General features: G+C 72.7%; 23 protein-coding genes. 10 read left to right on the top strand and 13 right to left on the bottom strand.

Translation table 11 applies throughout. The features are described from left to right. Nucleotides 1-47 precede the first annotated feature (47 nt). On the bottom strand, nucleotides 48-824 hold the full coding sequence (locus AB0C62_RS13075) for an SDR family oxidoreductase (RefSeq protein WP_362972401.1): 777 nt from the start codon (nucleotides 822-824) through the stop codon (nucleotides 48-50). Between the two features lie 145 nt (nucleotides 825-969). Between AB0C62_RS13075 and AB0C62_RS13070 the strand changes: the two genes are divergently transcribed. Continuing rightward, nucleotides 970-2,616 carry an alkaline phosphatase D family protein gene (locus AB0C62_RS13070; RefSeq protein WP_362972399.1) on the top strand — a complete coding sequence of 549 codons (1,647 nt, stop codon included), beginning with the start codon at nucleotides 970-972 and terminating at the stop codon, nucleotides 2,614-2,616. Here AB0C62_RS13070 and AB0C62_RS13065 read toward each other — a convergent pair. After that, on the bottom strand, nucleotides 2,603-3,631 hold the full coding sequence (locus AB0C62_RS13065; protein ID WP_362972397.1) for a Gfo/Idh/MocA family oxidoreductase: 1,029 nt from the start codon (nucleotides 3,629-3,631) through the stop codon (nucleotides 2,603-2,605). The two genes, AB0C62_RS13070 and AB0C62_RS13065, sit on opposite strands and share 14 nt — an antisense overlap. An 82-nt stretch (nucleotides 3,632-3,713) precedes the next feature. Here AB0C62_RS13065 and AB0C62_RS13060 point away from each other — a divergent pair, with 82 nt between their 5' ends. From AB0C62_RS13060 to AB0C62_RS13050, 3 genes are all read left to right on the top strand, one after another. Beyond that, nucleotides 3,714-5,090 carry a multidrug effflux MFS transporter gene (locus AB0C62_RS13060; protein ID WP_362972395.1) on the top strand — a complete coding sequence of 459 codons (1,377 nt, stop codon included), beginning with the start codon at nucleotides 3,714-3,716 and terminating at the stop codon, nucleotides 5,088-5,090. Continuing rightward, on the top strand, nucleotides 5,036-6,217 hold the full coding sequence (locus tag AB0C62_RS13055; protein ID WP_362972393.1) for a serine hydrolase domain-containing protein: 1,182 nt from the start codon (nucleotides 5,036-5,038) through the stop codon (nucleotides 6,215-6,217). The genes AB0C62_RS13060 and AB0C62_RS13055 overlap by 55 nt, the downstream gene beginning before the upstream one ends. Nucleotides 6,218-6,425: 208 nt before the next feature. Continuing rightward, complete coding sequence (locus AB0C62_RS13050) at nucleotides 6,426-7,418, top strand: small ribosomal subunit Rsm22 family protein (RefSeq protein WP_362972391.1); 993 nt, start codon at nucleotides 6,426-6,428, stop codon at nucleotides 7,416-7,418. A 70-nt stretch (nucleotides 7,419-7,488) separates the two neighbouring features. Here the strand turns inward: AB0C62_RS13050 and ddaH are convergent, their stop codons facing one another. Then, the gene (ddaH, locus tag AB0C62_RS13045; protein WP_362972389.1) at nucleotides 7,489-8,310 is read right to left on the bottom strand and encodes a dimethylargininase; all 822 of its coding nucleotides are present in this window, start codon (nucleotides 8,308-8,310) and stop codon (nucleotides 7,489-7,491) included. A 344-nt stretch (nucleotides 8,311-8,654) separates the two neighbouring features. On the opposite strand from ddaH, the gene AB0C62_RS13040 reads away from it, so the two are divergent. Both AB0C62_RS13040 and AB0C62_RS13035 read left to right on the top strand, forming a co-directional pair. Further along, nucleotides 8,655-9,317: a TetR/AcrR family transcriptional regulator gene (locus tag AB0C62_RS13040; RefSeq protein WP_356165961.1), complete on the top strand. Its 663-nt coding sequence runs from the start codon at nucleotides 8,655-8,657 to the stop codon at nucleotides 9,315-9,317. Nucleotides 9,318-9,499: 182 nt separating this feature from the next. Next, entirely contained in the window at nucleotides 9,500-10,237 is a 738-nt protein-coding gene (locus AB0C62_RS13035; protein ID WP_362972387.1) for a bifunctional DNA primase/polymerase, read from the top strand. Between the two features lie 40 nt (nucleotides 10,238-10,277). Here AB0C62_RS13035 and AB0C62_RS13030 read toward each other — a convergent pair whose 3' ends face one another. The 7 genes from AB0C62_RS13030 to AB0C62_RS13000 form a co-directional block, all read right to left on the bottom strand. Beyond that, a complete protein-coding gene (locus tag AB0C62_RS13030) occupies nucleotides 10,278-11,300 on the bottom strand; it encodes a hypothetical protein (RefSeq protein WP_362972385.1) in 1,023 nt (340 codons plus the stop codon). Next, nucleotides 11,257-12,132 carry an iron uptake transporter permease EfeU gene (efeU, locus tag AB0C62_RS13025; protein ID WP_362972383.1) on the bottom strand — a complete coding sequence of 292 codons (876 nt, stop codon included), beginning with the start codon at nucleotides 12,130-12,132 and terminating at the stop codon, nucleotides 11,257-11,259. Before efeU ends, AB0C62_RS13030 begins: the two co-directional genes overlap by 44 nt. Nucleotides 12,133-12,134: 2 nt before the next feature. Further along, complete coding sequence (efeB, locus tag AB0C62_RS13020) at nucleotides 12,135-13,418, bottom strand: iron uptake transporter deferrochelatase/peroxidase subunit (RefSeq protein ID WP_362972381.1); 1,284 nt, start codon at nucleotides 13,416-13,418, stop codon at nucleotides 12,135-12,137. A gap of 22 nt (nucleotides 13,419-13,440) precedes the next feature. Then, nucleotides 13,441-14,577, bottom strand: a complete 1,137-nt coding sequence (gene efeO, locus AB0C62_RS13015) for an iron uptake system protein EfeO (RefSeq protein ID WP_362972379.1) — start codon at nucleotides 14,575-14,577, stop codon at nucleotides 13,441-13,443. 190 nt (nucleotides 14,578-14,767) lie between these two features. Further along, complete coding sequence (locus AB0C62_RS13010) at nucleotides 14,768-15,595, bottom strand: heme ABC transporter ATP-binding protein (protein ID WP_362972541.1); 828 nt, start codon at nucleotides 15,593-15,595, stop codon at nucleotides 14,768-14,770. Between the two features lie 53 nt (nucleotides 15,596-15,648). After that, a complete protein-coding gene (locus AB0C62_RS13005) occupies nucleotides 15,649-16,668 on the bottom strand; it encodes an iron ABC transporter permease (protein ID WP_362972539.1) in 1,020 nt (339 codons plus the stop codon). Nucleotides 16,669-16,793: 125 nt separating this feature from the next. Continuing rightward, on the bottom strand, nucleotides 16,794-17,846 hold the full coding sequence (locus tag AB0C62_RS13000; RefSeq protein WP_362972377.1) for an ABC transporter substrate-binding protein: 1,053 nt from the start codon (nucleotides 17,844-17,846) through the stop codon (nucleotides 16,794-16,796). Nucleotides 17,847-17,918: 72 nt separating this feature from the next. Here AB0C62_RS13000 and AB0C62_RS12995 point away from each other — a divergent pair, with 72 nt between their 5' ends. The 3 genes from AB0C62_RS12995 (at nucleotide 17,919) to AB0C62_RS12985 (ending at nucleotide 21,868) form a co-directional block, all read left to right on the top strand. Beyond that, the gene (locus AB0C62_RS12995; RefSeq protein WP_362972375.1) at nucleotides 17,919-19,565 is read left to right on the top strand and encodes an HtaA domain-containing protein; all 1,647 of its coding nucleotides are present in this window, start codon (nucleotides 17,919-17,921) and stop codon (nucleotides 19,563-19,565) included. Between the two features lie 64 nt (nucleotides 19,566-19,629). Continuing rightward, nucleotides 19,630-21,123, top strand: a complete 1,494-nt coding sequence (locus tag AB0C62_RS12990) for an HtaA domain-containing protein (protein ID WP_362972373.1) — start codon at nucleotides 19,630-19,632, stop codon at nucleotides 21,121-21,123. A 100-nt stretch (nucleotides 21,124-21,223) separates the two neighbouring features. Then, nucleotides 21,224-21,868 (top strand): PhzF family phenazine biosynthesis protein, encoded by a 645-nt coding sequence (locus AB0C62_RS12985; RefSeq protein ID WP_362972371.1) that lies wholly within the window; start codon nucleotides 21,224-21,226, stop codon nucleotides 21,866-21,868. A 231-nt stretch (nucleotides 21,869-22,099) separates the two neighbouring features. Here the strand turns inward: AB0C62_RS12985 and AB0C62_RS12980 are convergent, their stop codons facing one another. Continuing rightward, complete coding sequence (locus AB0C62_RS12980) at nucleotides 22,100-22,792, bottom strand: biliverdin-producing heme oxygenase (protein WP_362972369.1); 693 nt, start codon at nucleotides 22,790-22,792, stop codon at nucleotides 22,100-22,102. A gap of 211 nt (nucleotides 22,793-23,003) precedes the next feature. After that, on the bottom strand, nucleotides 23,004-23,861 hold the full coding sequence (gene map, locus AB0C62_RS12975) for a type I methionyl aminopeptidase (protein WP_362972367.1): 858 nt from the start codon (nucleotides 23,859-23,861) through the stop codon (nucleotides 23,004-23,006). 58 nt (nucleotides 23,862-23,919) lie between these two features. On the opposite strand from map, the gene AB0C62_RS12970 reads away from it, so the two are divergent. Next, a complete protein-coding gene (locus AB0C62_RS12970) occupies nucleotides 23,920-24,156 on the top strand; it encodes a hypothetical protein (RefSeq protein ID WP_081216914.1) in 237 nt (78 codons plus the stop codon). A 363-nt stretch (nucleotides 24,157-24,519) separates the two neighbouring features. Here the strand turns inward: AB0C62_RS12970 and AB0C62_RS12965 are convergent, their stop codons facing one another. Then, complete coding sequence (locus tag AB0C62_RS12965; protein WP_362972365.1) at nucleotides 24,520-25,845, bottom strand: MFS transporter; 1,326 nt, start codon at nucleotides 25,843-25,845, stop codon at nucleotides 24,520-24,522. Nucleotides 25,846-25,900 lie beyond the last annotated feature (55 nt).

Here is a 25,900-nt window from a genome sequence, read left to right as displayed (position 1 = left end):
ACGAAGGACGGGCCACCCCCGACGGTGACGGTGGGGCCGGGCGCGGGTCAGCCGCGTCCGACGTAGGGCATCGCGGACGCCAGGACGGTCGCGAACTGCACGTTCGCCTCCAGCGGCAGCTCGGCCATGTGCCGTACCGTGCGGGCCACGTCGGCCACGTCCATCACCGGCTCGACCGCGAGTTCCCCGTTCGCCTGGAGCGTCCCGGTCCGCATCCGCTCCGTCATGTCGGTGGCCGCGTTGCCGATGTCGATCTGGCCGCAGGCGATCCGGTACGGACGGCCGTCCAGGGACAGCGACTTGGTCAGGCCCGTCAGCGCGTGCTTCGTCGCGGTGTACGCGATCGACTGCGGCCGGGGCGTGTGCGCCGAGATCGAGCCGTTGTTGATGATCCGGCCGCCCTGCGGGTCCTGCTCCTTCATCTGCCGGTACGCCGCCTGCGCGCACAGGAACGCGCCGTTCAGATTCGTGTCCACGACGTGCCGCCAGGCGTCGTAGGGCAGTTCCTCGACCGGCACCCCGCCGGGGCCGAACGTCCCGGCGTTGTTGAAGAGCAGGTCCAGCCGCCCGAACCGGTCGCGTACGGCCGTGAACAGGGCGGCCACCTCGTCGGGGCGCGAGACGTCCGTGCGGACGGCGATCGAGGGCGCCTCGGGCACGAGGGCCGCCGTCTCCTCCAGGGTCTCGGTCCGGCGCCCGGCCAGCGCCACCGACCAGCCGGCGCGCAGCAGTTCGGCGGCCACCGCGCGGCCGATGCCGGAGCCCGCTCCGGTCACCACCGCGGTCTTCGTCTCCAGGGGATGCAGGGGATTCATGGCGTTCATGGGCCCGCAGCGTACGGGAGGGGCTTTTGACGGGGCCGACGTCCGGAACTCATCCCCCCGCCATGTTCCTGTTGTGTACGCGCCAAGCAGCCGTCGATCCTGACCACTCCAATGCCGTGTACCACCACCGTCAGGGGAGGGCCAGATGACACCCGCAGGCCAGCAGCATCCGTCGCAGCACGCCCCCGAACTCCGCGCCGTGGCGCGTCACATCGGGCGCCGCCGCTTCCTCACCGTCACCGGCGCGGCCGCCGCGCTCGCCTTCGCCGTCGACCTCCCGGCCGCCGGCACGGCGAGCGCCGCCGAACTCGACGCGGCGAGAATCACCGAGAACCCCTTCACGCTCGGTGTCGCCTCCGGCGACCCGCTGCCCGGCTCGGTGCTCCTGTGGACCCGGCTCGCGCCCGCTCCCTACCAGCCCGACAGCGGTCTGCCCGCCGAACGCGTCACCGTGCACTGGGAACTGGCGCACGACGACCGCTTCCGCCGTGTCGTCCGGCGCGGCACCGTCACCGCACACCCCGAGTACCACCACGCCGTGCACGCCGAGGTCGGCGGGCTCGCCCCCGACCGGGTCTTCTTCTACCGCTTCAAGGTGGGCGGCTGGATCAGCGAGACGGGCCGCACCCGCACGGCGCCCGCCCCCGGCGCCCGTGTCTCCGCGCTCACCCTGGCCGCCGTCTCCTGCCAGGCCTACCACGACGGCTACTTCACCGCGTACCGCCACCTCGCCGAGGAGGACGTCGACGTCGTCTTCCACCTCGGCGACTACCTCTACGAGTACGCCGTCAGCTCCGTCGGTGGCGCCCGGAACTACACGGACCGGACACTCCCCGACCTGTTCAACCACGAGACCGTGACGCTGGAGGACTACCGCCTGCGGTACGCCCTCTACAAGTCCGACCCCGACCTGCGGGCCGCGCACGCCGCGCACCCCTTCGCCGTCACCTGGGACGACCACGAGACGGAGAACAACTACGCCGACGACATCGACGAGAACGACGACCCGCCGGAGGAGTTCCTGCTGCGCCGTGCCGCCGCCTACCGCGCGTACTGGGAGAACCAGCCACTGCGCCGCGCACAGCTCCCGGTCGGCCCGGACGCCCAGCTCTACCGCAGGCTCCGCTGGGGCCGGCTCGCGCAGTTCGACATCCTCGACACCCGCCAGTACCGCTCCAACCAGGCCTACGGCGACGGCTCGCACGTGCCCGGCCCCGAGTCGGACGACCCGGCGCGCACCATCACGGGCGCGACGCAGGAACGCTGGCTGATCGACGGCTGGCGGGACTCGCGCGCCCTGTGGAACGTCGTACCGCAGCAGGTCACCTTCGCCCAGCGCAAGCTGGACCTGAACCCGGTCGCCAAGGTGTCCATGGACGCCTGGGACGGCTACCGGGCCTCGCGGCAGCGGATCCTCGCGGGCGCCCGGGCCACCGGGACCGACAACCTGATGGTGCTCACCGGGGACGTGCACGTCGGGTACGCCTTCGACATCCTCGACGACTTCGACGACCCCGCGTCGGCGGTCCTCGGCACCGAGATCGTCGCCACCTCGATCACCAGCGGCAGGGACGGCGCCGACCGGCCCGCCAACTGGGCCACCTACACGCAGGCCAACCCGCACCTGAAGTTCTACAACGGCCGGCGCGGCTACGTGACCGTCGAACTGGGCAGGGAGGTGGCGCGGGCCGACTTCAGGACCGTGTCCGCGGTGACCACCCCCGGGGCGCCGGTCACCACGGCCGCGTCCTTCGTGACGGAGGTCGGCGACCAGGGGCTCAAGCAGGCCTGACGTCCGGTCCGCCGGCCTCGCCGGGGTAGCGGACGCCGACGCGGTCCCGGATCGTGTCGAGCGTCCGCATCACGGCGAGCGTGCCGTCCAGCGGGACGAGCGGGGACTCCTTCTCGCCGGCCCGCAGCGCGCGCATCACCTCGGCGGCCTCGTGCCGCAGGCTGTTGCGGGGCCCCGCCGACGGCTCCGCGCGGAACGTCTCGGGCTCGCGGCCGTCGCGGTGCACCACGAAGTGGTCCGGGAAGAAGAAGCCGTCGGGGACGTCGATGCGGCCCTCGGAACCGGTCACGGACGCGGCCACCGGAGTACCGCCGTTGATGGAGCAGTGCACCGAGGCGAGAGCGCCGCTCTCCCAGGAGAGCAGTGCACCCGTCTGGAGATCGACGCCCTCGTCGGAGAGCACCGCTCGCGCGACGACGTCCGAGGGCTCCCCGAGCAGCAACTGCGCGAACGACACCGGATAGACACCGAGATCGAGGAGCGCGCCGCCGCCCTGCGCGGGGTCCCGCAGCCGGTGCGACGGCGGGAAGGGCCCCGCGAGACCGAAGTCGGCCTGCACGGTGCGGACCTCACCGATCACCCCGTCGTCGACCAGCGCCTTCAGCTGCCGGACCAGTGGATTGCAGTACATCCACATGGCCTCCATCAGGAAGCGGTCGTGCCGCCGGGCGAGGGCGACGAGCTCCTCCGCCTCCGGTGCGTTCAGCGTGAACGCCTTCTCGCACAGCACATGGCGCCCCGCCTCCAGACACATCCCGGCGGCCTGCCGGTGTGCCGCGTGCGGGGTGGCGACGTACACGACGTCGACGTCCTCGTCCGCCGCGAGCGACGCCCAGTCCCCGTACGCCCGGGGAATCCCGAACCGTTCGGCGAACGCCTTCGCCGAGGCGTCCGTCCGGGACGCGACCGCCACGACCTCGGCGTCCGGCATGTCCACCAGGTCCGCCGTGAACGCCGCGGCGATCCCGCCGGTCGCCAGAATCCCCCACCGCACGCGTTCGCGCTCGCCCGTCATGCCCGCACCTCGATCTGTGACCCCGAACACGCTGTTCGAACTGAGAGCATAGGGGGCGCATCACTCGGAGAGGGAGGGGCACATGCCCGAGCGTGGCCGCACCACGCGGGAACAGGAAAGCCCGCACGGGCACATACCGGACGCGACCGCCACGGACACCGCACCGGTGTCCGCCGCCGAACCCCGGCCGGCCCGGGGTCGGGTGGCACGACCGGCCACCGGGCCAGGCTCCGCGGGCCGCACCGGACTCCTCGTCACCCTCGTCCTCGGCGGACTCACCGCCACACCCCCGCTCGCGATGGACATGTACCTCCCGTCGCTGCCGGAGGTCACCGGAGCCCTGCACGCACCCGCGGCGACGGTGCAGCTCACGCTCACCGCCTGCCTCGCGGGCATGGCACTCGGCCAGCTCGTCGTCGGGCCGATGAGCGACCGCTGGGGCCGCCGGCGCCCGCTGCTCTCCGGACTCGCCGTGTACGTCCTCGCCACCGTGCTGTGCGCGCTCGCCCCCACCGTCGAACTCCTCGTCGCCTTCCGCCTCGCCCAGGGGCTCGCGGGCGCGGCCGGCATCGTCATCGCCCGGGCCGTCGTGCGCGACCTGTACGACGGCGACGCCATGGCCCGCTTCTTCTCCACCCTCATGCTGATCTCCGGGGTCGCCCCGGTCGTCGCGCCGCTCATCGGCGGCCAGATCCTGCGCGTCACCGACTGGCGGGGCGTCTTCGTGGTCCTCACCGCCGTCGGCATCGCGCTGACCGCGGTCGTCTGGGCGAAGCTGCCCGAGACGCTGCGGCCCGAGGACCGGCACGTGGGCGGCGTCGGCGAGGCGCTGCACGCCATGCGCGGACTGCTCGCCGACCGGGTCTTCGCGGGCTACATGCTCACCGGCGGCTTCACCTTCGCGGCCCTGTTCGCCTACATCTCCGCCTCACCGTTCGTGATCCAGGACATCTACGGCGCCTCCCCGCAGACCTTCAGCCTGCTCTTCGGCGTGAACTCCGTCGGCCTCGTGATCACGGGCCAGATCAACGGCAAGGTACTGGTCGGCCGGGTCCCGCTGGAGAAGGTCCTCGCCACCGGCCTCGGCCTCGTCGTCCTCGCCGCGACCGCGCTGCTCCTCATGTCCACCGGCGTCCTCGGGAACGTCGGACTCGTCCCCGTGTCCGCCGCGCTGTTCGTCCTGATGTCCGCGATGGGGCTCGCCCTGCCCAACACCCAGACGCTCGCCCTCCTGCGGGTACGGCACGCGGCCGGTTCCGCCTCCGCGCTCCTCGGCACCACCTCCTTCCTCATCGGCGCGGTCGCCTCACCGCTCGTCGGCATCGCGGGCGAGCACACCGCCGTCCCGATGGCCGTCGTCCAACTGGCGGCCGTACTGGTGGCCGTCGCCTGCTTCGTGGGACTGTGCCGTCCCCGGCGCACGGGGCCCACACCGGACGGAAAGGCGGCGGACAGCTGAGCGCTCCGAGACTGCGGATCGACACACCGGAACGCGCCGGACTCGACGCCGGAGAGCTGCGACAGCTCGCCGGCGAGGTCCGCGCCCTCACCACCGGGCCCGACCCGTGGGCGGCGGGCGTCGTGCTGGTCGCCGGGCGCGGCCCCGTCATCGCCGTCGAGGAGGCGGCGGGGTGGGCGGTCCGCTACGCGGCCTACGACGAGAAGACCGACGCCGGGACCGAGCTGGCGGCCGGGGCCCGTGTGCCGGTGACCGTGCACACGCCCTTCGACCTGGCCTCGCTCACCAAGCTGTTCACGGCGGTCGCCGCGGTGCAGCAGCTGGAGCGCGGCACCCTCGGCATCGACGCGCGGGTCGGCGCCTACCTGCCCGAGTTCCGCGGTGCCCGCGAGCACGGCGTGACCGTACGGCAGCTGCTCACCCACACCTCCGGGCTGCGCCCCGAACTCCCGCTGTACGACTGCCCGGACGACGCGACCCGGCTGGCGATGCTGCGGGCCGAGGCCCCCTCGTCCGAGCCCGGGCTGTACGTGTACTCCGACCTCAACCTGCTTCTCCTGCAGTTCGTGCTGGAGCGGGTCAGCGGACGGTCGCTCGACGTCCTCGTCCGGGACGGCATCACCCGCCCGCTCGGCATGAACGCCACCGCCTTCGGCCCCTGCCCCGGCGCCGCCGCCACCGAGGACCAGCGCCGGCCCTGGGGCAAGGCGGACCGGGGCATGCTGCGCGGGGTCGTGCACGACGAGAACGCCTGGGCGCTCGGTGGCGTGGCCGGTCACGCGGGCCTCTTCTCCACCGCCCGCGACCTGGCCGTCTTCTGCCGCGCGCTGCTCGCCGGCGGCAGTTACGGACCCGCGCGCATCCTCGGCCCCGACTTCGTCGAACTCCTCCTCACCCCGCCCGGCCTCGGGTTCGCCCTCGACCAACCCTGGTTCATGGGCGCCCTCGCGGGCGGCGGCGCGGCCGGCCACACCGGCTTCACGGGTACGTCCCTGGTCCTCGACCCGGTGACCGGCACCTTCCTGGTCCTGCTCGCCAACACCGTCCACCCCCGCCGCCGCCCACCGAACAACGCACCCCGCGCGGCAGCGGCCACCCGACTGCGCCGGGCGGTCCGCGGCACCTGAGCCTCCGGGTGCCGCGTACGCGTCGCTACCGCGTGCCGCCGACGGCGGGGAGTCCCTACGGGCGAGCCGAGGTTGTCGGACGACGGTCACGGGTGGTGCGCGGCCGGGGAGACGCCCCGGCCGGAGGCCGGGGGATGCGCGCCCGCCCCGGGTCGGGGAAGACCGCCCGTGCCACGGGCGACCCGCCGTACCTGAGAGAATCGGCCCCGTGAACGCCCCCGTACCCACCGCCGACACCCTGCGCAGCGCCCTCGCCGGGCTGCTCGACGGTCTGCCGCCGAAGGCCGCCGCGCAGGCGGTCGAGCGGCTGATCGTGAACTACCGGGGGACCACCCCGACCCACGCGCCGATCCTGCGGGACCGCTCGGACGTGGCGGCGTACGCCGCGTACCGGATGCCGGCGACGTTCGAGGCGGTCCGCGCGGCGCTGGACGCGTTCGCGGACGCGGTGCCCGGCTGGGCGCCGGGAAGCCATGTGGACGTCGGCGGCGGCACGGGCGCGGCGACCTGGGCGGTGAACGCCACCTGGGAGGGCGCCCGCCCGGTGACCGTGCTCGACTGGGCCGAGCCCGCGCTCGCGCTCGGCCGGGAGATCGCCGCCGCCCATCCCGAACTGAGCGGCGCCGCGTGGCAGCGAGCCCGGATCGGAGCGGCGCTCACCATCGAGAGCACCGATCTCGTCACGGTCTCCTACGTGCTCGGCGAACTGACCGAGGACGACCGGGCCTCGGTCGTGGACGCCGCCGCGGGCGCCGCGCAGGCCGTCGTGATCATCGAGCCGGGCACGCCCGACGGCTACACCCGGGTCCTCGCCGCCCGCGACCGGCTGATCGGCGCCGGCTTCCACGTCGCCGCCCCCTGCCCGCACAGCGCGGCCTGCCCGATCGTCCCCGGCGAGGACTGGTGCCACTTCTCCGCCCGGGTCTCCCGTTCCTCCCTGCACCGTCAGGTCAAGGGCGGCTCCCTGCCCTACGAGGACGAGAAGTTCAGCTACGTCGCCGCGACCCGCTTCCCGCCCGAGCCGGCGCCCGCCCGCGTCGTGCGCAGGCCGCAGATCCGCAAGGGCCAGGTCCTGCTCGACCTGTGCGAGCCGGACGAGTCCCTGCACCGCGAGACGGTGACCAAACGCCACGGCCCGCTCTACAAGGCGGCCCGGGACACGACCTGGGGCGACGCCTGGCCGCCGCCCGAGGAGGTCTAGGAACGGCCCGGACGGCTCAGGTCGCGGGCAGGGCGGATCGGGGGCCCGGGCGGGTTCTGGGTAACCCGGCTCACCCCCGGAGTTCCTGCGTGCAGCACTTCACGCTGCCGCCGCCCTTCAGGAGTTCGCCGAGGTCGATGCCGATCGGAGTGAAGCCGCGGTCGCGGAGGGGGCCGAAGAGGCCTGCCGCCTCCTGGGGGAGCAGGACGTTCAGGCCGTCCGAGACCGCGTTCAGACCCATCGCGGCGGCGTCCTCGTCCGTGGCGGTCAGCGCGTCCGGGAACAGCCGGCGCAGCACCTCGCGGCTGCCGGGGGAGAACGCCCCCGGGTAGTACATGACCTCGTCCGTCGTGTCGTCGAGGACGGCGAGGGCCGTGTCCAGGTGGTAGAAGAGCGGGTCGACGAGGTCCAGGCCGATCACCGGACGGCCGAAGAACTCCTGCGCCTCACCGTGCGAGAGCGGGCTCGCCCGGAAGCCGCGGCCCGCGAGGAGGTACGAGGCCGTGACCGCGAAGTCTCCCTCGCCCTCGTTCACGTGCACGGGCTCCAGGACCTCCGCGAACCCCCTCTCGCGGAACCACTCCAGGTGCGCCGCCGCCTCCGGCTCACGCTCCCGGAAGGCGAACCGGGCGCCGAGCACCCGACCGTCCACGACCGTCGCGCCGTTCGCCGCGAAGACCATGTCCGGCAGGCCGGGGCGGGGGGCGAGTTCCTCGACGGTGTGGCCGAGGGAGCGGTAGCGGTCGCGGAGGTCCTCCCACTGGGCGAGGGCGAGCGGCACGTCGACCGGCTTGGCGGGGTCCATCCACGGGTTGATCGCGTACGTGACGTCGAAGTGCGCCGGGGGGCACATGAGGTATCGCCGGGGCGTGGCACGACGGAGAGGGTGCAAGGAAGGCTCCTTACGCAACCGCAGGGGCAGTTGATGCTCATGGTGCGCCGTGCGCCCCTCCGCCGCCCGCAGGCGGACGGGTGGTGTCCGCCGTCCGCGTCACAGGCGCCCCGCCCGGCCGACGGAACGCCCGCGGGAACCGCCACGGGACCCCGGCCGGGACGCCCGGGGGAATCCCGACCGGTGGGTACGTCGCCTACGTCGGAACCCCGACCGTGCGGCCCGCCGGAACGCCGACCGGAACCTCGACCGGGATGCCCGCCGGAACCCCCGCCGGGACGCCCGCCCACGGGTGCCCGCCGGACGCGAGACGCGCCGTATCGCGGTCCTGGTAGGTTCGCCCCATGGCCGAGAAGCCCAGCTCCAGCCCCGATTCCGCCCCGGACCCCGGCCCCGCCGGGCGGCCCGCACCCGACGCGACCCGGCGGAGCGAGAAGTCCCGCCGCGCGATCTTCGCCGCGGCCCTGGCCCTGGTCGGCGAGAGCGGCTATCCGAAGACCACGATCGAGGGCATCGCGGCCCGGGCCGGGGTCGGCAAGCAGACGATCTACCGCTGGTGGTCGTCCAAGGCGGAGGTGCTGCTGGACGCCTTCATGGACCTCGGCGAACAGGCCGCGCGGGCCGCCGGACAGGAGCCGTACACCCTCCCGGACACCGGTGACCTGGCCGCCGACCTCAAGCTGGTGCTGCGCGCCACCGTCGACGAGCTGCTCGACCCCGCCTTCGAGGTGCCCTCCCGCGCCCTGGCCGCCGAGGGCCTGGTGAACGACCGGCTCGGCGCCGAGTTCGTCGCCAAGCTGCTCGAACCCCAGCTCCAGCTGTACGTCCGGCGCCTGCGCTCCGCACAGGACCAGGGCGACGTCCGCCCGGACGTCGACCCCCGGATCGCCCTGGAACTGTTCGTCTCCCCGCTCGCCCAGCGCTGGCTCCAGCGCACCGCCCCGATCACGTACGACTACACGGACACCCTCGTCGACTACGCACTGCACGGCCTCGCCCCGCGCTGAACGACTCCGTCACCCGCCGAGCGGTCCTTAAATCGTCACACATCATGCAATAACGCCTGATCAGGGCCCGGCGAACGCATCGCCCCACCTACCCCGGTTGTCGGCTCCGGCAACCCGGGGCGCAGGATGGTGGGACCATGGGCAAAGGACGACGAGTGCACTACGGCTTGGCGAGGGGATAGATGAGCGCAGAGTTCGGAAGCCGCCCCGGCGCGCAGGGCAGGATCTCCCGGTGGCTGCGCGGACGCCGGCCGAAGCCTCCCGCGGAGACGTCCGACGCCCGGCGTGAGGCCCTGCTGCTCGCCGCCGCCGACGCGGGACTGCCGCTCGCGCAGGCCGCGTACCCCGCCGGCCACCGCTGCTCCTGCGACCGCGTCGGCTGTCCCACACCCGCGCGTCACCCCGTCTCCTTCGCCTGGCAGACCCAGTCCACCACCGACCGCGCCCAGATCGAGCGCTGGGCCCGGCACCAGCCGAAGGCGAACTTCATCACGGCGACCGGCATGACGCACGACGTGCTCGACGTGCCGCTGGAGGCCGGCCACGAGGCGCTGGAGCGGATACTGGCGGCCGGCGTCGACGTCGGCCCGGTCGCCGAGACCGGCGACGGCCGCATGCTGTTCTTCACCCTCACCCGCGGTACGCCCGAGGACGAGGACGAGTGGTGGCCCTGTGAGCTGGACTGCCACCCCGAGACCATGGACGAGCACCCCGGGTTCCGCTGGCACTGCCGCGGCTCGTACGTCCTCGTGCCGCCGGCCCAGCTGCCGGGCGGTCTGGGCGTGGACTGGGTGCGCGGTCCCGAACACCCGCTGCCCGACCCGCTCACGCTCCTGGAACACCTCACGGACGCGTGTGCCCGCTACGCCGGGGAGAACGGCGGAGCGGAACAGCTCGCCGCCTGGCCGCACCGGGGCTGAGCGCGGACCCGGTCCGGCCCGCCCGGGCCGGACCGCGCCGCTACTCGCCCTTCGCGCCGGTCAGCCCCTCGACCCGTCCGAGGACGGACACCCGCTGGTCGTCCGCGCTCTTCGCCGGGTCCAGGGCCACCTGGTTGGAGACGAACTCCAGGGTCAGTGACTGCTTGATCTCACCGGTCGTCAGCGCCCGGACGTCCGCGCCGGGCGTGGGGATCGCGGTGCCCTCCGCGGCGGTCTGCTTCTCGAAGCGGTGCGTCGTGAAGAACACCAGCGCCCCGCCGTCCGCGGTGCGCAGACCCACCGGGGCGTAGTCGCCCGCGGTCAGCGGCTCGTCGATGTACTGCCGTGCGAGGCCCGGCCTGTTGGCGAACTTCTTGCGCTGGGCGCGCCACAGCGAGGTGTGCGTACCCGCCGCGAACGTGTCGCCGCCCGCCCGCAGATAGGTCGCGTAGGTGCTGCCGAGCTTCTCCGGCTCGACGGCGAGCGCCGCGTCGTCGGCCGTGACGGGCTGCGCCCAGCCGTCCTTGTCCCGGGTGAACTTCGGTACCTCGTCGGCGGTGAGAACCGTCAGGTACGCGGCCTGCCACACCTCGGTGGCGCTGCCCCGGGTGAAGACCATCAGCCAACGGCTGCCCGGCGCGCCCTTGTTGGCCGCCGTGTTCGCCACGAACCAGCGCGGCCACGCCGCCTTCGCGGGTATGGAGAACTTCGCGTCCCGGAACTCCAGCGCCGAATGCGCGGGATTCCCACCGGGGTTGTTCTTGTGCCCGGCCTTCAGCTTGGCGGCGTCGATGTCCGCGAGCGGACCGGTCACCCGGTCCGCGTCCTGCGAACGGTCGTACGTCTTGTCCGCCTTGTTGTAGGCGGTGGTGAAGTCCTCGAGCGCACGGGCTGCTTCGGCGCGGGTCGCCGCCGGGACGACCTCCCGCTCGCCGTGCACCACCACGCAGCCGCTCGCGGCGACGGACAGAGCGGTCACCGCTCCCGTCGCCAGGACGAAACGGCGGAGGCTGCCGGAACTACGAGGCCTTCGTGGGCTGCGACCCGTGTGATCCCTGCTCATCAGGTGCCTTCACCTTCCCCTTCCCGGAGGCGAACCCTACCGGGGCGAGGAAGATCGCGAGGGTCGGGACCAGGTAGAGCGCCCACACCGTGACCTGGAGGACGGTGGGGTCGGGCTGGAAGTTGAAGACGCCCTTGAGGAGGGTGCCGTACCAGCTGGTGGGGTCGATGGTGCCGCTGATGTCGAAGGCCAGGCTGGTGAGGCCGGGGATGAAGTCGGCTTCCTGGAGGTCGTGGACGCCGTAGGCGAGGACGCCGGCGGCGACGACGACGAGCATGCCGCCGGTCCAGGTGAAGAACTTGGCGAGGTTGATCTTCAGGGCGCCGCGGTAGAAGAGCCAGCCGAGGAGGACGGCGGTGGCGAGGCCGAGGGCGACACCGACGAGCGGGCGGGGTGTGCCGTCGCTGGCGGCGTGGACGGAGGCCCACACGAACAGGGCGGTCTCCAGGCCTTCGCGGCCCACCGCGAGGAAGGCGGTGGCGACGAGGGCGCCGGTGCCCATGGCGAGCGCGGCGTCCAGCTTGCCGTGCAGTTCGGCCTTGAGGTGGCGGGCGGTGCGCCGCATCCAGAAGACCATCCAGGTGACGAGACCGACGGCGACGACCGACAGGGAGCCGCCGAGGGCTTCCTGGGCCTGGAACGTCATCTCCTGGGAGCCGAATTCGAGGGCGCAGCCGAAGCCGAGGGCGACGACGATCGCGACGGCGATGCCGATCCAGATCGGCTTCAGGGCGTCCCTGCGGTCGGTCTTGACCAGGTAGGCGATGAGGATGCAGACGACGAGGCTGGCTTCGAGGCCCTCGCGCAGGCCGATCAGGTAGTTGGAGAACACGGTCAGGCCTCCTTGGAGAACAGCGTGCGGCCCCACCAGTCGTCCTTGTCGCGGACGCCGGGCGGAACCGCGAAGACCGCCGAACTCACGTGCTGGATGTACTCGTTGAGGGCGTCGGCACGCGACAGGCTGCGCTGCACGGGGATGAACCCCTTGCGCACGTCACGCTGGTACGCCAGGAAGAACAGGCCCGCTTCGAGCCGGCCGAGACCGTCGGTGCCGTCGGTGAAGGAGTAGCCGCGGCGCAGGATCGTCGCCCCGTGGTTGGCGTCGGGGTGCGCGAGCCGGACGTGCGCGTCGGGCTTCATCGCCTTCAGGAACGGCGCGTCGTGCTCCTTGGCCTTGCCGACGGGAGCGCCCTCGCCCTTGTCGCGGCCGAAGACGTCCTCCTGCTCCTGGAGCGAGGTGCGGTCCCAGGTCTCGATGTTCATGCGGATGCGCCGGGCGACGAGGTAGGAGCCGCCGGTCATCCAGTCGCTGCCGTCGCCGTCGCCGACCCACACGAACTTCTTGAGGCGGTCGGTCTCGGTGCCGGCGATGTTGCGGGTGCCGTCCTTGAAGCCCATCAGGTTGCGCGGGGTCTGCGCGTCCGGGGTGGTCGAGGAGGTCTTGCCGAATCCGAGCTGGGACCAGCGGATGGCGACGGTGCCGAAGCCGATGCGGGCGAGGTTGCGGATGGCGTGCACGGCGACCTGGGGGTCGTCGGCGCAGGCCTGGATGCACAGGTCGCCGTTGCTGCGGTTCTTGTCGAGGTTGTCGCCGGGGAACTGCGGCAGGTCGACGAGGGCGTCGGGCCGCCGGTCCGCGAGGTCGAACTTCTCGAACAGGGACGGGCCGAAGCCGATCGTCAGGGTCAGCCGGGAGGGGCTGAGCCCGAGGGCCTCGCCGGTGTCGTCCGGCGGTGCCTCGGCGAGACCGCCGTACGCGCCCTCGCCGACGGTGTGTCCGGCGGTCATGCGGGCGGCCGCACGGGTCCAGACCTTCAGGAGCTGGACGAACGAGGCGCGGTCGTCGGTCTTCACGTCGAACGCGGCGAAGTGCAGCCGGTCCTGGACGGCCGTGGCGATGCCGGCCTGGTGGGGGCCGTGGAAGGCGACCGGGCCCGAGGCGTCCGATCCGGCCGGGTCGACGTCGTTGCCGGTGCGGGTCATCGCGACGGCACCGCCGGCCGCGGCGGCACCGAGCGCGAGCCCGGCACCGCCCCAGCCGATCAGCGAACGCCGGGACGGCGCGGAGCCGCCTGCGGCAGGTCCGGTGCCCTCTGTGCTGTCCGGGGCGTTCGTCATGATGGTGTTCCTCCGTCCGTGACTACTTGACGACGGCGGCGGCGAGCTTCGACAGGGGCTCGGCGAGCGCGTTGACCGCGTCCGACAGCTCCTTGGTCTGCGCCTTGGTGAGCGTGTCGTACGACACGAAGCCGTCCGAGGTCTTGTCGGTGCGGTACTTGTCGAGCAGCGTGTTCAGGGCCGCGAACTGCTTGTCCAGGTTGGTGGTCAGCGCCTTGTCGTTCTGCTCGGCGACCGGCTTGAGCAGCTCGTACGCCTCCCGGGCGCCGTCGACGTTGGCCTTGAAGTCGCTGAGGTCGGTGTGCGAGTAGCGGTCCTCCTCGCCGGTGACCTTGCCGGTGGCGACCTCGTCCAGCAGCTCCTTGGCGCCGTTGGCCATGGAGGTCGGCGTGATCTCGGCCTTGCCGACCCGCTTCTGCCAGTCCTTCAGGTCCGTGACCAGCTGGTCGGCGAGCGTCTTCTGCTCGGCGCCGATCTTCTTGTCCTTCCAGAGGGACTTCTCCAGCGCGTGCCAGCCGGTCCACTTCTGGCCCTTCTCCAGGCCGTCCGCGCGGGTGTCCGTCTTCGGGTCGATGTCACCGAAGGACTCGGCGATCGGCTCGGTGCGCTCCCAGCCGACGCGGGACGGGGCGAAGGCCTTCTTGGCGGCTTCGAGGTCGCCGGCCTTGATGGCGTCGGCGAACGTCTGCACCTTGGGAATCGTGGCGTCGGCCTGCTCCTGCGCGTACTCGCGGTAGGCGGCGACGGCCTTGTCGAGGCGCGGGTCGCGCTGGGCGACCTTGCCGCCGGTCACGGTGAGCTTCTGGCGGACGCCGAGACCCTTCATGCCCGGGCGGCAGGCGATCTGGTACGAGCCGGCCTTCACCTCGGCGGTCAGCGTGTACTTGGTGCCCGGACCGATGTTCTCCTTCTCGGAGACGATCCGGTCGTCGGGGAAGAGGATCTCGACCTCGGTCGCCTTCGACCCCTTGTTCTCGATCTTCAGCGTGACCTGGCCGGCCGGCACCGACTTCACCGAGGTGTCGCACTTCGCGTCGGCGGCGGTCACCTGGATCGCGTCGCCGTTCTTGGCGTCGCTCTTCTCGGTGCAACCCGTGACGGCGGCCAGAGCTGCCGCGGTGGCGGCAGCGGTGACAACAGAGAGTCGGACGGCTCGCATTCAGGCTCCAAGAGAAGTCGGACAAACCGCACGGTGATCCCCGCATCGGCATGGTGAGGCTGGCCTAACTTATCTGAGGCTTGCCTTGGTGATACCCGGTCGTCCGGTGATTCAGCTCTCACAGTCGCCGTACAGAAACGGCGAGATCACGGTGACTCAAAACAGGCCCCACGGGAGGGTAAAGGGAGAGTCAAGCGTCACGTCTCGGGGTGATGAGCGCGGCGCCGGTGCGCGGATGCTGGAGCACCTCGACCGGCTGCCGGTAGACGTCGGTCAGCAGTCCGTCGGTGAACACCTCCGCGGGCGGACCGTGGGCCGCGACCCGGCCGGCGCACAGCACCGCCGTCCGGTCCGCGTAGGCCGCCGCGAGGCCCAGGTCGTGCAGCACCACGACCACGGCGTCCCCGGCGGCCGCCCGTTCCCGGCACACCCGCAGCACCAACTCCTGGTGCCGCAGGTCGAGTGCGGCCGTCGGTTCGTCGAGGAGGAGCAGCGGTGCGCGCTGCGCGAGCACCCGGGCGAGCGCCACTCGCGCCCGTTCGCCGCCGCTGAGCGCGGCGAACGAGCGGGGCGCGAACCCGGCGACCTCGGTGGCCGCCATGGCGGAGGCGACCGCCGCGTCGTCGTCGTGCGGGGTGTGGGCCCAGGGCGCCCGGCCCATCCGGACGACCTCCTCCACCGTGAACGGGAAGGACAGGGCCGCCGCCTGGGGCAGCACGGCCCGGCGCAGGGCGAGTTCGGGTGCCGTCCACTCCGTCGCCGGACGCCCGTGCAGCCGTACGACCCCCTCGGCGGGCGGCAGATCGGCCGCCAGCGCGGACAACAGGGTGGACTTTCCTGCCCCGTTGGGTCCGACCAGGGCGAGCACCTCTCCGGCACGGGCGGTGACGTCGACGCCGCGCAGCACCTCCTGGGCGCCCAGCCGGACGTGCAGGTCCTCGGCCTCGGCCAGGACGTCGCCCGGGGCGGGCCGGGGAGGCGGCACGGGGCGCGCCGTCCCCGGCAGCAGCAGACGCAGGGCCGTGCGCGGGAACCGCGGGGGTGTCGGCCCGGACCTCGTACGAGCGGTTCTCACGCCCAACCTCCTTGCTTGCGGCGGGTCCTGCGCAGCAGCCACAGGAAGAACGGGCTGCCCAGCAGGGCGGTGAGGACCCCGAGGGGGAGTTCCGCGGGCTGGGCGATCGTGCGGGCGGCGAGGTCGGCGGCGAGCAGCACGGCGGCGCCGCCGAGCGCGCTGCCCGGGATCAGGAACCGGTGCCCGGGACCGGCCGCCATCCGCAGCAGGTGCGGGACGACGAGACCGACGAAGCCGATGATCCCCGAGACGCTGACGGCCGCCGCGGTGAGCAGCGCGATGACCAGGACCAGGACGATCCGCAGCCGCTCGACGTCCACGCCCAGGTGCCGGGCCGGGCGTTCGCCGAGGGCCAGCAGGTCGAGTCGGCGGGCGTACAGCGGTGCCAGCGCCAGGCCGGCCACGGCGCAGGGCAGCACCGCGAGGACCTTCGGCCACGTCGCCTGCGCCAGCGATCCGAGCTGCCAGAAGGTGATCTGGTTGACCGCCGCGGAGTCCGCGAAGAACAGGAAGAGTCCGATCAGCGCGCCCGTGAAGGCGTTCAGGGCGATGCCGGTGAGGATCAGCGTGACGACCTCGGTGCGGCCGCCCGAGCGGGACATCGCGTAGACGATCAGCACGGTCGCGAGGCCCGTCACGAAGGCGACGGCGGGGATCGTCCAGCTGCCGATGAAGTCCAGACCGAGCGCGATGGCCGCGACCGCGCCGACCGCCGCGCCCGACGAGACGCCGATGACGCCGGGTTCGGCCAGCGGGTTGCCGAACACGCCCTGCATCAGGGCGCCGGCGCAGCCCAGCGAGGCGCCGATGAGCAGCGCGAGCACGATCCGCGGGAACCGTACGTCCCACAGGACCGACTCCGGGACCCGGTCCAGCGTGCCGCCGCCGAGTCCGATCCGGTGCGCCACCGAGCCGAGCACGTCGCCGACGGGGATCGGGTACGCGCCGATGCCGGCCGCCACGGGTATCAGGACGAGCAGGGCGGCGACCAGCCCGCCGGTCAGGAACCAGGGCACACCCCGAGGCCGCTTCCGCGCGGGAGCGGTGGGGAAGGGCGCGACGGCGACAGGACCCGTGTCCACGGGGCGGACGGTGTCGGCGGCGGGTGCGACGGCCGTCTCCGGGGCCGGCCGGGCGGCGGTCACGCGGCGTTCCCGTACAGCTGACGCACCATCGACTTCAGCACCTGGTCGGTGCGCGGGCCGTAGTTGAGCAGGACGCCGTCCTCGATGGACACGATCCGGCGCTCCATCCCGGCCGGGGTCTGCGCGACTCCCGGGATCGTGACGAGCCCGTCGACGCCGCCGACCGACGCGAGGCCCTTGGACATCACGAGGATCGCGTCGGGCGCGGCCTGCGCCAGCGCCTCGGTGGTGATGGCGGTGAAGTCCTTGCTCAGGCCCGACTCGGCGCCCGCGTCGACCGCTCCGGCCGCTTCGAGCAGCGAGGTCGCACCCGAGCCCCGGCCGCCGATCAGATAGACGGAGGCGGAGCCGCGGAGGTAGAGGAAGGCGACGCGCGGATGATCCGCGTGGGCCGGAATCGCCGTGCGCACGGCGGCGATCCGGTCCTCTGACCGCTGCGTCAGCCGCTTCCCGGCGCCGGGTACGCCGAGGGCGTCGGCCACCGCCCGGATGCGCGGGCCGACGTCCTGGAGGCCCTGCGCCGGGTCCACGACGAGGACCGGGACCCCGGCGTCGCGGATCTGTTCCATGGCCTCGTCGGGCCCGGTCGTCCTCTCGGCGAGGACGAGGTCGGGGCGCAGCGAGAGGACGCTCTCGGCCGAGACGTCGTGGTTGCGGGTGACGACCGGCAGCTTCTTCGCCTGGTCGAAGGTGGCGGTGATGTCGCGGGCGACGACGTGGTCGCCGAGACCGAGCGTGAAGACGATCTCGCTGAGGCTGCCGGACAGCGGCACGATCCGGTCGGCCTTCTCGACGGTGACCTTCCTGCCGCCGGACGAGCGCACGGTGACCGGGAGGCGGGGCTTCTCCGGCGACGCCAGAGGCTCGACGCGGTTGGCTCCCGCCGCTCCGTCACCCCCGGCCGCCCCGGTGGCGGCCGCCGGTGCGGGACCGGCCGAGCCGCCGCACGCGGTCAGGGTGAGGGCGAGCGTGGACAGCAGTGCCCCCGCCAGTCGTCTGCGCAAGCGTTGCACTGTCCCGTCATTCCTCTCGGTACTCTTCCGACCCATCCGAGCGATAGTTTAGGTTAGCCTTACCTAAGCCGCTACGCCTCTTCAGGCACCGGAATCCGGAGGACATCCATGCCCGCGCGATCGAGGGCTCTGGCCGCCGTGGTCTGCGCGGCCGTGCTGGGCGCTCTGCTCACCGCCACGGCCGCCCACGCCGCGAGCCGCACCGTGCAGGGCGGCCGGCTCGACTGGGGCATCAAGTCGTCCTTCCAGAGTTACGTCACCGGTCCCATAGCGAAGGGGAGTTTCTCGCTCACCGGCGGCGCGGCCACGGTCGGCGCGAGCCAGTTCCGTTTCCACTCGGCCACCGGCTCGTACGACGGCGCCACCGGTGCCTTCACCGCTTCGTACTCCGGCGGAGTCCACTTCGTCGGACACCGGAGGAGCAGCGGCGGCCACGAGCTCGACATGACGATCAGCCGCCCCACCGTCCGCCTCTCCGGCGGCCGCGGCACGCTCTACGTCGACATCACCAGCAAGGCGAAGGGCACCGGGGCGGTCACGACGTCCACACAGGTGCCCTTCGCCGCCCTCTCCCTCGGCGGCATCGACATGAAGGGCGGCGGCACCGCCGTCCGGCTCAACAACCTTCCCGCCACGCTCACTTCGCAAGGGGCCCGGTCGTTCGCCGGGTACTACACCGCGGGCACCGCCCTCGACCCGGTGAGCCTGGAGGCGGACGTACGGGCCGCGCCCTCGCCCGAGCCGCCGAACACCGCCCCGCCCAAGCCGACGTCGACGCGTCCGGCCACGAGGCCGGCGTCGGGCGCGATCGAGGACGGCGCCGTCGACTGGGGCGTGCGCCGCACCTTCCGCGAGTACGTCACCGGGTCCGTCGCCGACGGGAAGTGGACGCTGACCGACGGCGCCCAGGACGGCGGCGCGCTCTTCCGCTTCCCCCGGGGCGAGGGCACGTACGACAAGAAGAAGCACACCCTGACGGCCGCCTTCGACGGTGCCGTGCGCTTCACCGGACACCAGGGACTCGACCTGCGGCTGAGCGGACTGCGCGTCTCCGTCGCCGACGGCAGGGGCACGCTCTCCGCCGATGTCGCGAGCGCCGAGCTCACCGGCAAGAAGGTCCCCCTCGTGACCTTCGCCGCCAAGAACCTGACTCCCAAGGGCGGGCTGCTCCAACTGGCCGAAGTGCCGACCGAGTTGACCTCCCGCGGCGCGAAGGCCTTCGGCGGGGTGTACCGGGGTGGCACCGCGATGGACCCCCTGACCCTCTCCGTCGCCCTCACCGACGACGCGCGACTGCCCGCCCTGCCCGACCTCGGCACCTCCCCGTCCCCCACGCCGGGGGCCTCGAAGGCGGCCGGCGACAAGAAGGCCGTCGCCGCGCCCGGGACGGAGAACACCGCGAGCGACACCTCGGACGGCGGGTCCGCCCTGTCGCTCGGCATCGCCGCCGCCGTCCTGCTCGTCGCCGCCGCGGCCCTCGCCCTCGTCATCGTGCGCAGGCGCCGTCGGCGTCCCGCACCCGACGCGACGCCGGGCACGGAAGGAGCCGCCGACGAGGCGGAGTCCGGACCGGCTGCGTCACCCCGGACCACCACCACGCCCGACACCGGCAACAGCGCCGGCGCCAGTCCCGCGTCCACGAAGGCCCCGGAGGCCGCAGCCGCAGCGGAGACGACGGATGCGTCGGACGCTTCGCAGGCATCCCCGCCCGCGGCCGGACCGGCGACCGCGCCCCCGGCCGCGGACAAGGACTGAGCCCACCCCGTCGAATCCCTCCGCCCCCGGCGGAGGGTGCCCACCCCTGAGGAGACCCACGATCATGGCCGCCATCAGCCGCAGCCGCCGCCCCCTCGCACTCGCCGCCGCCGTCGCGGTCGCCCTGGGGGCCGGTGCCCTCGCCGTGACCAGCGCGTCGGCCGCCGAAGCCCCGCTCAAGGACTACGAGTTGACCTGGGGCATCAAGCAGTCCTACCGCTCGTACGTGACCGGCATGGCGGCCGGTTCCTTCACGCCCTCCGACGGAGCGACCCAGGCCGCCGACAACGGAGCGTTCACCTTCGTCGGAGGCAGCGGCACCTACGACTCCGACACCCACGCCGTACGGCTCGGCTTCGCGGGCGGCCTGAAGGTGGCCTCGAAGCTGCACGGCTTCGAACTCACCCTTTCCGACGTCAAGTTCGACAGCGGCGCCGCCGAGATCACCGCCGACGTGACGAGCGGCGGCACCACCCGGGACGACGTCCCGCTCGCCGACGTCACCGTGACCCGCACCATGACGGACATGGAGACCAAGCTGACCAAGGAGGCGGCGACCGTCCTCGGCAGCGCGAGCTACGAGGGCGCCGCGGGCGACCCCCTCACGGTGGTGCAGAAGACGCCCCCGACGCAGTCGCCGTCGCCGAGCGCCAGTCCCTCCACCTCCACGTCCCCCGAACCGACCACGTCGACCTCCCCGAAGCCGACGGGTTCCGCCTCGTCCACGGCGTCGCCCTCTGCCTCGCAGACCGCGAGCCCGAGTGCCTCGGCCTCCGAGACCGGTTCAGCCGCCAAGGGCGACATCGCCGACGGCACCCTCGGCTGGGGCGTCAAGCAGTCCTTCCGCACGTACGTGGTGGACGGCCCGGCGAAGGGCAGGATCACCGCGTCCGGCGGCGCGACGCAGGCCACCGGCAACGGTGTCTTCACCTTCACCGAGGCCGACGGCAGTTACGACACCGACGCCGACACACTCAAGGCGGCCTTCAAGGGCGCGGTGAACTTCAAGGGCCACGAGGCGAACGGCACGTACGGGCTCGACCTCACCCTCAGCGGACTCGCGGTCGAACTCGACGGCGGCAGCGGCGAACTGACCGCCGACGTCGAGAGCCTCGGCAAGACGACCGACGACGTCGTCCTCGCGCACCTCACCGCGGCCACCTCCGACCTGAAGGCCAAGGACGACGTCCTCACCCTGGACGACGTCACCGCCGAGCTGACGAAGGCGGGCGCCCAGGCCTTCGGCGGCTTCTACACCGAGGGCGCCGCCCTCGACCCGGTCGACCTCTCGGTGGCCCTCAGCGACGACGCCCAACTCCCGGACGGCGAAGCAGACTCGGGCAACGGCTCCGGCACCGGGGGCTCCGGCGGCACCGGCACGGCGTCCGGTACCACCGGCGGCACCGGCACGACCGGCTCCACGACGGGCGGCGTGACCGGCGCCCTCGCCTCCACCGGCTCGGACGTCCCCACCGGCGCCCTCGGCGCGGCAGCCGCGGTCACGGTCGCGGCGGGCGCGGGCGTGGTCATAGCGGTCCGCAGGCGCCGCCAGGCCTGAGCCGCGACCACGAGACCGCCCGCCCCGCACGCCGCTCCCCCGAAGGGGGGAACCGGCCGGGGGCGGGCGGTCTCGTGCCCGCGAATGTTTGAATGCCGGAGTGACTGACTACGACGTGCTGCGGGTCTTCTGTGGGCCCGGCGGCGGGTATGGCAACGAGCTGGGTGTCGTGCGCGAGGGCTCGGTGATGCCGGATCGGGCGGAGCGGCAGGAGTTCGCCGCGAAGCTCGGGTTCAGCGAGACCGTGTTCGTGGACGACCCCGAGCGCGGGGTCATCGACATCTACACGCCGACCCTGCGGCTGCCCTTCGCCGGGCACCCCTGCGTCGGGGTGGGCTGGCTGCTCGACGTGCCCGAACTGGTCACGCCCGCCGGGGTGGTGGGAGTCCGGCAGGACGGCGAGTTCAGCTGGATCGAGGCACGCGCCGAGTGGGCGCCGCCGCGCACCCTGAAGCGGTACGCGTCCGCCGCCGAGGTCGACGAACTGGCCGTGCCCGCGCCGGGGGAGTGGATCTACGCCTGGGCCTGGCAGGACGAGGCCGGCGGCCGGGTGCGGGCCCGGGCCTTCCCCGGCCGCGACGACGGCATCGACGAGGACGAGGCCACCGGGGCGGCAGCCATCCTCCTCACCCAGCACCTCGGCCGGGCCCTCAACATCACCCAGGGCAAAGGCTCCCAGATCCTCACGGCCCCCCAGCCGAACGACTGGGTAGAGACGGGCGGCCGAGTCCACCTGGAACTCTGAGAGGGCGTCGACGACGTCAGGCCATGGGCCCGGCAGGGCCCTCCAGGGGCACGGGGAACGGCGCGAGCATCCCCCAGGCCCCGCAGGGGCTTTCAGGGGCGCGGGGAACGGCGCGACCAGCCCCCACGGACCCGCACGCACGCGGTGAACATCAAGCCCCCGAACCCGATGCCCCCCGCAGGGGAGACGAAAAGGGGGCCCAGGGGGAAACCCCGGGCCCCGAAATGACGATCACGCCGAGAGCGGGAACTCCTCGCCGAGGTCCCGGAACACCCCGGTGTTCAGGGCGAACGCCCGCTTGCACTCCGCCACGATCCGCTGCTTCTCCAGATCGTCCGCGAGGACCCCGTCCAACAGCTCCCGGTAACTCCGCTTGAACGCGGCCGGGTTGGAGATGTCCTCGAACACGTAGAACCGGACCCCGTCACCCTTGCGGCTGAAGCCCCAGGTCTGCTCCGCCTTGCCCCGGATGATCTGACCGCCGGAGAGGTCGCCGAGATAGCGGGTGTAGTGGTGGGCGACATAACCGCCGGGCCACTCGCGCGCGCACTCCGCGACCCGGTCCGCGTACGCCCGGGTCGCGGGCAGCGCGGTGAGCGTGGCCCGCCAGTCCGGACCCCGGAGATGGGCGAGGTCGCGCTCCAGGGCCGCCCGGCGCAGCAGCTCGGGGCGGATGAAGGGGCCCGCCACGGGATCGGCGGCCAGCCTCGCGGTGGCCGCCTCCGACTCCAGTGCCTCGTAGACGAACCACAGCTGCTCGGTGTAGCGCGCGTACGCCTCGACACCCAGCCGGCCGCCGAGCAGGTCGCTCATGAACGTCGAGGTCTCCGCCTCGGTGTGCTGCTCGTGCGACGCGGTGCGGATGAGCGTCGAGAAGGGCGTGGTCGCCGGCGTCATCGTGTCCGACGTGTCCGACGCGTTCATGGGGCCTCCGAGGCCGAGGAGAAGGGCGGGAACTGGTGCGGGGTCCCTCGTATCTTCTATGGTTAGGCTTACCTAAGTCAACAGCCTTCCCGACACCATGTCGGTAAAACCGTACCCCGATTTCCACCCCGATCCACATGGAAAAGCCCGCCCTGTGGACAGGGCGGGCTCAAAGGGCTCGAAAGCCGGACGACCACGGCAGCGGCAGCGGCTACGGCAGGGTGAGGATCTCCGTGCCGGTGTCGGTGACGACGAGCGTGTGCTCGAACTGCGCCGTCCGCCTGCGGTCCTTGGTCACCACGGTCCACCCGTCGTCCCACATGTCGTACTCGTGGGTGCCGAGCGTCAGCATGGGCTCGATGGTGAAGGTCATCCCGGGCTGGATGACGGTCGTCGCGTGCGGACTGTCGTAGTGCGGGATGATCAGCCCGGAGTGGAACGACGAGTTGATCCCGTGCCCGGTGAAGTCCCGTACGACCCCGTATCCGAACCGCTTGGCGTACGACTCGATGACGCGCCCGATGATGTTGATCTGCCGCCCCGGACGGACCGCCTTGATCGCGCGGTCGAGGGACTCACGGGTCCGCTCCACGAGCAGCCGCGACTCCTCGTCCACGTCACCGACCAGGTAGGTCGCGTTGTTGTCGCCGTGCACCCCGCCGATGTACGCCGTCACGTCGAGGTTCACGATGTCGCCGTCGTGCAGCACCGTGGAGTCCGGGATGCCGTGGCAGATGACCTCGTTGACCGAGGTGCACAGCGACTTGGGGAAACCGCGGTAGCCGAGGGTCGACGGGTAGGCGCCGTGGTCGCACATGTAGGCGTGCGCGACCCGGTCCAGCTCGTCCGTCGTGACGCCGGGCGCGATGAGCTTCGCGGCCTCGGCCATCGCCTGCGCGGCGATCCGTCCGGCGGTCCGCATCGCCTCGATCGTCTCGGGCGTCTGCACCTCCGGGCCGGTGTACGGCGTGGGGGCGGGCTTCCCCACGTACTCGGGGCGCCTGATGTTTCCCGGCACGGGACGGGTGGGGGAGAGCTCCCCTGGTACGAGCAGCGACTGGCCAGACATGCCAGCGAGTCTAACCAGCGGTCATGGGGGAACATGTCTCTGGCGAAAGGAGCTGGTGATGGCCCTGTTCAAGAAGCGGACGGTCGGTAAGCCCGGCGAGTGGTACTACTGCCTCGAGCACAAGAAGGTCGAGGAGGGCCCCGACTGCCCGGCCAAGGACCGCTTCGGCCCGTACACCTCCCGCGAGGAGGCCCAGCACGCGATGGAGACCGCGCGCGAACGCAACCTCGAATGGGAGACGGACCCGAAGTGGCACGACGCGTCGGAGAAGGCCCCGGGCTCCGAGGACGACTGAGCGGGACCGGGAGCCGAACGGCGGGGCACCGGCCACCCGGGCGTCCCGGCGTCCGAGCGCGGCCTCGACCGGCCGCCCCGGTTCACCTCGTTCCCCCACTCGGCGCGCGACCGCCCGCCGGCCGCGTCCGCCGGAGCACCGGCAGCCCTCATCGGGGCGACCGGATGCGGACTCGACCGGCCGCAGGGTCCATCGGCTGCCCGGTTCGCCCGCCCGGCACCCTCACCGGCCCTGTGCGGCGCGCGACCGTCCGGCGGCCGGCGGGCCGACACCACCCGGCCTCCCGCTTCGGGGCCCCGTCAGGCCGTGCCCTCGGAGCGGGAGCGGGTCCGGCCGTGGACGGCGTGCCCGCCGCCCGGGGACTCAGGAAGCCGTCACCGGCGGCTGCTGCGGCAGCTTCTCGGCCTGGGCGGCGCGGGACTCCCGCATCCGGCGCGCGTGCTCGTTCGTCCGCTCGTCGTAGCGCATCAGCTTCGGCAGGCCCACGGCCAGCAGCCCCACCGCCGCGACACACAGCGCGCCACCGGCCCACACCGACGTCCGTACGGTCGTCCACGCGGCCATCCCGCCCGAGCGCACCTGGCCCAGCTGGGGCCCGACCGAGTACGACAGCAGCTCGATCCCGGCGAGGCGTCCGCGCAACTCGTCCGGGATGGTCTGGTTCCAGATGGCCGCCCGGAAGATCCCGCTGACCATGTCGCAGCTCCCCGCGAGGGCGAGGAAGAACAGCACCAGCCAGACGTTGTGCACCAGGCCCGCGCCGACCATCGCGAGGCCCCAGCAGACGGCCGCCAGCGCCACCATCCGGCCGTGCCGGTGGATCCGTGAGGTCCACCCGCTGGTCAGGCTGACGACCAGGGCGCCCGCGGGCAGGGCCGCGTACATCAGGCCCAGCGACCAGGCGGCGTCCAGGTCGTCCGCGAGGAACGGCAGCACCGCGAGCGGCATCGCGAAGAACATCGCCGCCAGGTCGATCGCGTACGTGCCGAGGAGCTCCTTGCGGCTCCACGCGTACCGGGCGCCCTCCGCGATGGACCGCAGCGACGGCTTCGCCGCCTCGTGGGAGGCGGGGGACGCGGCGATCCTGGCGATCATGACCACCGACACGGCGAAGGTCACCAGGTCGACGGCGTAGGCCCAGCCCAGTCCCGCGTACGCCACGACGACGCCCGCGAGCGCGGGTCCCGCCACGCCGCCCACCGTCCAGCGCAGCGAGTTGAGCGCGGCGGCGGCCGTCAGGTGCTCGTGGGCGACGATCCGCGGGGTGAGGGCGTCCATCGCGGGACGCTGCACGGCGCTGAGGGCCGCGGACAGCGCGGCGATCACGTAGAGGGGCCACACCGCGGGGTGCGGCAGGGCCGCGTTGAGGAGCAGCGCGCCGCTCAGCACGCCCTGGCCCGCCTCCGTGGAGACGATCAGCTTGCGCTTGTCCAGAGCGTCGGCGAGGGCACCGCCGTACAGCCCGAAGACGATCAGCGGGATCAGCTCGGCGGCACCGATCGCGCCGACGGCGGCCGTCGACCCGGTGAGTTCCTTCATCTGCACGGGCAGTGCCACGAACGTCAGGAAGCTGCCGAAGCCGGTGACGAGACCCGCCACCCACAGCCGACGGAAGTCGACGGAGGTCCGCCAGGGCGCGAGATCGGGCAGCAGGGCGCGCAACGGGGAGGTGGGGGTGTCATCACTCACGACGGGCCATGCTCTGCGGAAAGGGGGAGTTGGGCAAATCCTTTTCCCCGGCTGA

The sequence above is a fragment of the Streptomyces sp. NPDC048643 genome, from assembly GCF_040650615.1.
Lineage (GTDB): Bacteria > Actinomycetota > Actinomycetes > Streptomycetales > Streptomycetaceae > Streptomyces.
The sequence above is the reverse complement of the archived record's forward strand: the minus strand, read 5'-3'. Positions and strand labels throughout refer to the sequence as shown.

Bases quoted from the DNA above. Each gene is read 5' to 3' on its own strand.
- AB0C62_RS13075 (WP_362972401.1), bottom strand. From the start codon at position 824: ATGAACGCCATGAATCCCCTGCATCCCCTGGAGACGAAGACCGCGGTG.
- AB0C62_RS13070 (WP_362972399.1), top strand. From the start codon at position 970: ATGACACCCGCAGGCCAGCAGCATCCGTCGCAGCACGCCCCCGAACTC.
- AB0C62_RS13065 (WP_362972397.1), bottom strand. From the start codon at position 3,631: ATGACGGGCGAGCGCGAACGCGTGCGGTGGGGGATTCTGGCGACCGGC.
- AB0C62_RS13060 (WP_362972395.1), top strand. From the start codon at position 3,714: ATGCCCGAGCGTGGCCGCACCACGCGGGAACAGGAAAGCCCGCACGGG.
- AB0C62_RS13040 (WP_356165961.1), top strand. From the start codon at position 8,655: ATGGCCGAGAAGCCCAGCTCCAGCCCCGATTCCGCCCCGGACCCCGGC.
- AB0C62_RS13035 (WP_362972387.1), top strand. From the start codon at position 9,500: ATGAGCGCAGAGTTCGGAAGCCGCCCCGGCGCGCAGGGCAGGATCTCC.
- AB0C62_RS13030 (WP_362972385.1), bottom strand. From the start codon at position 11,300: ATGAGCAGGGATCACACGGGTCGCAGCCCACGAAGGCCTCGTAGTTCC.
- efeB (WP_362972381.1), bottom strand. From the start codon at position 13,418: ATGACGAACGCCCCGGACAGCACAGAGGGCACCGGACCTGCCGCAGGC.
- efeO (WP_362972379.1), bottom strand. From the start codon at position 14,577: ATGCGAGCCGTCCGACTCTCTGTTGTCACCGCTGCCGCCACCGCGGCA.
- AB0C62_RS13000 (WP_362972377.1), bottom strand. From the start codon at position 17,846: ATGGGTCGGAAGAGTACCGAGAGGAATGACGGGACAGTGCAACGCTTG.
- AB0C62_RS12995 (WP_362972375.1), top strand. From the start codon at position 17,919: ATGCCCGCGCGATCGAGGGCTCTGGCCGCCGTGGTCTGCGCGGCCGTG.
- AB0C62_RS12990 (WP_362972373.1), top strand. From the start codon at position 19,630: ATGGCCGCCATCAGCCGCAGCCGCCGCCCCCTCGCACTCGCCGCCGCC.
- AB0C62_RS12980 (WP_362972369.1), bottom strand. From the start codon at position 22,792: ATGAACGCGTCGGACACGTCGGACACGATGACGCCGGCGACCACGCCC.
- map (WP_362972367.1), bottom strand. From the start codon at position 23,861: ATGTCTGGCCAGTCGCTGCTCGTACCAGGGGAGCTCTCCCCCACCCGT.
- AB0C62_RS12970 (WP_081216914.1), top strand. From the start codon at position 23,920: ATGGCCCTGTTCAAGAAGCGGACGGTCGGTAAGCCCGGCGAGTGGTAC.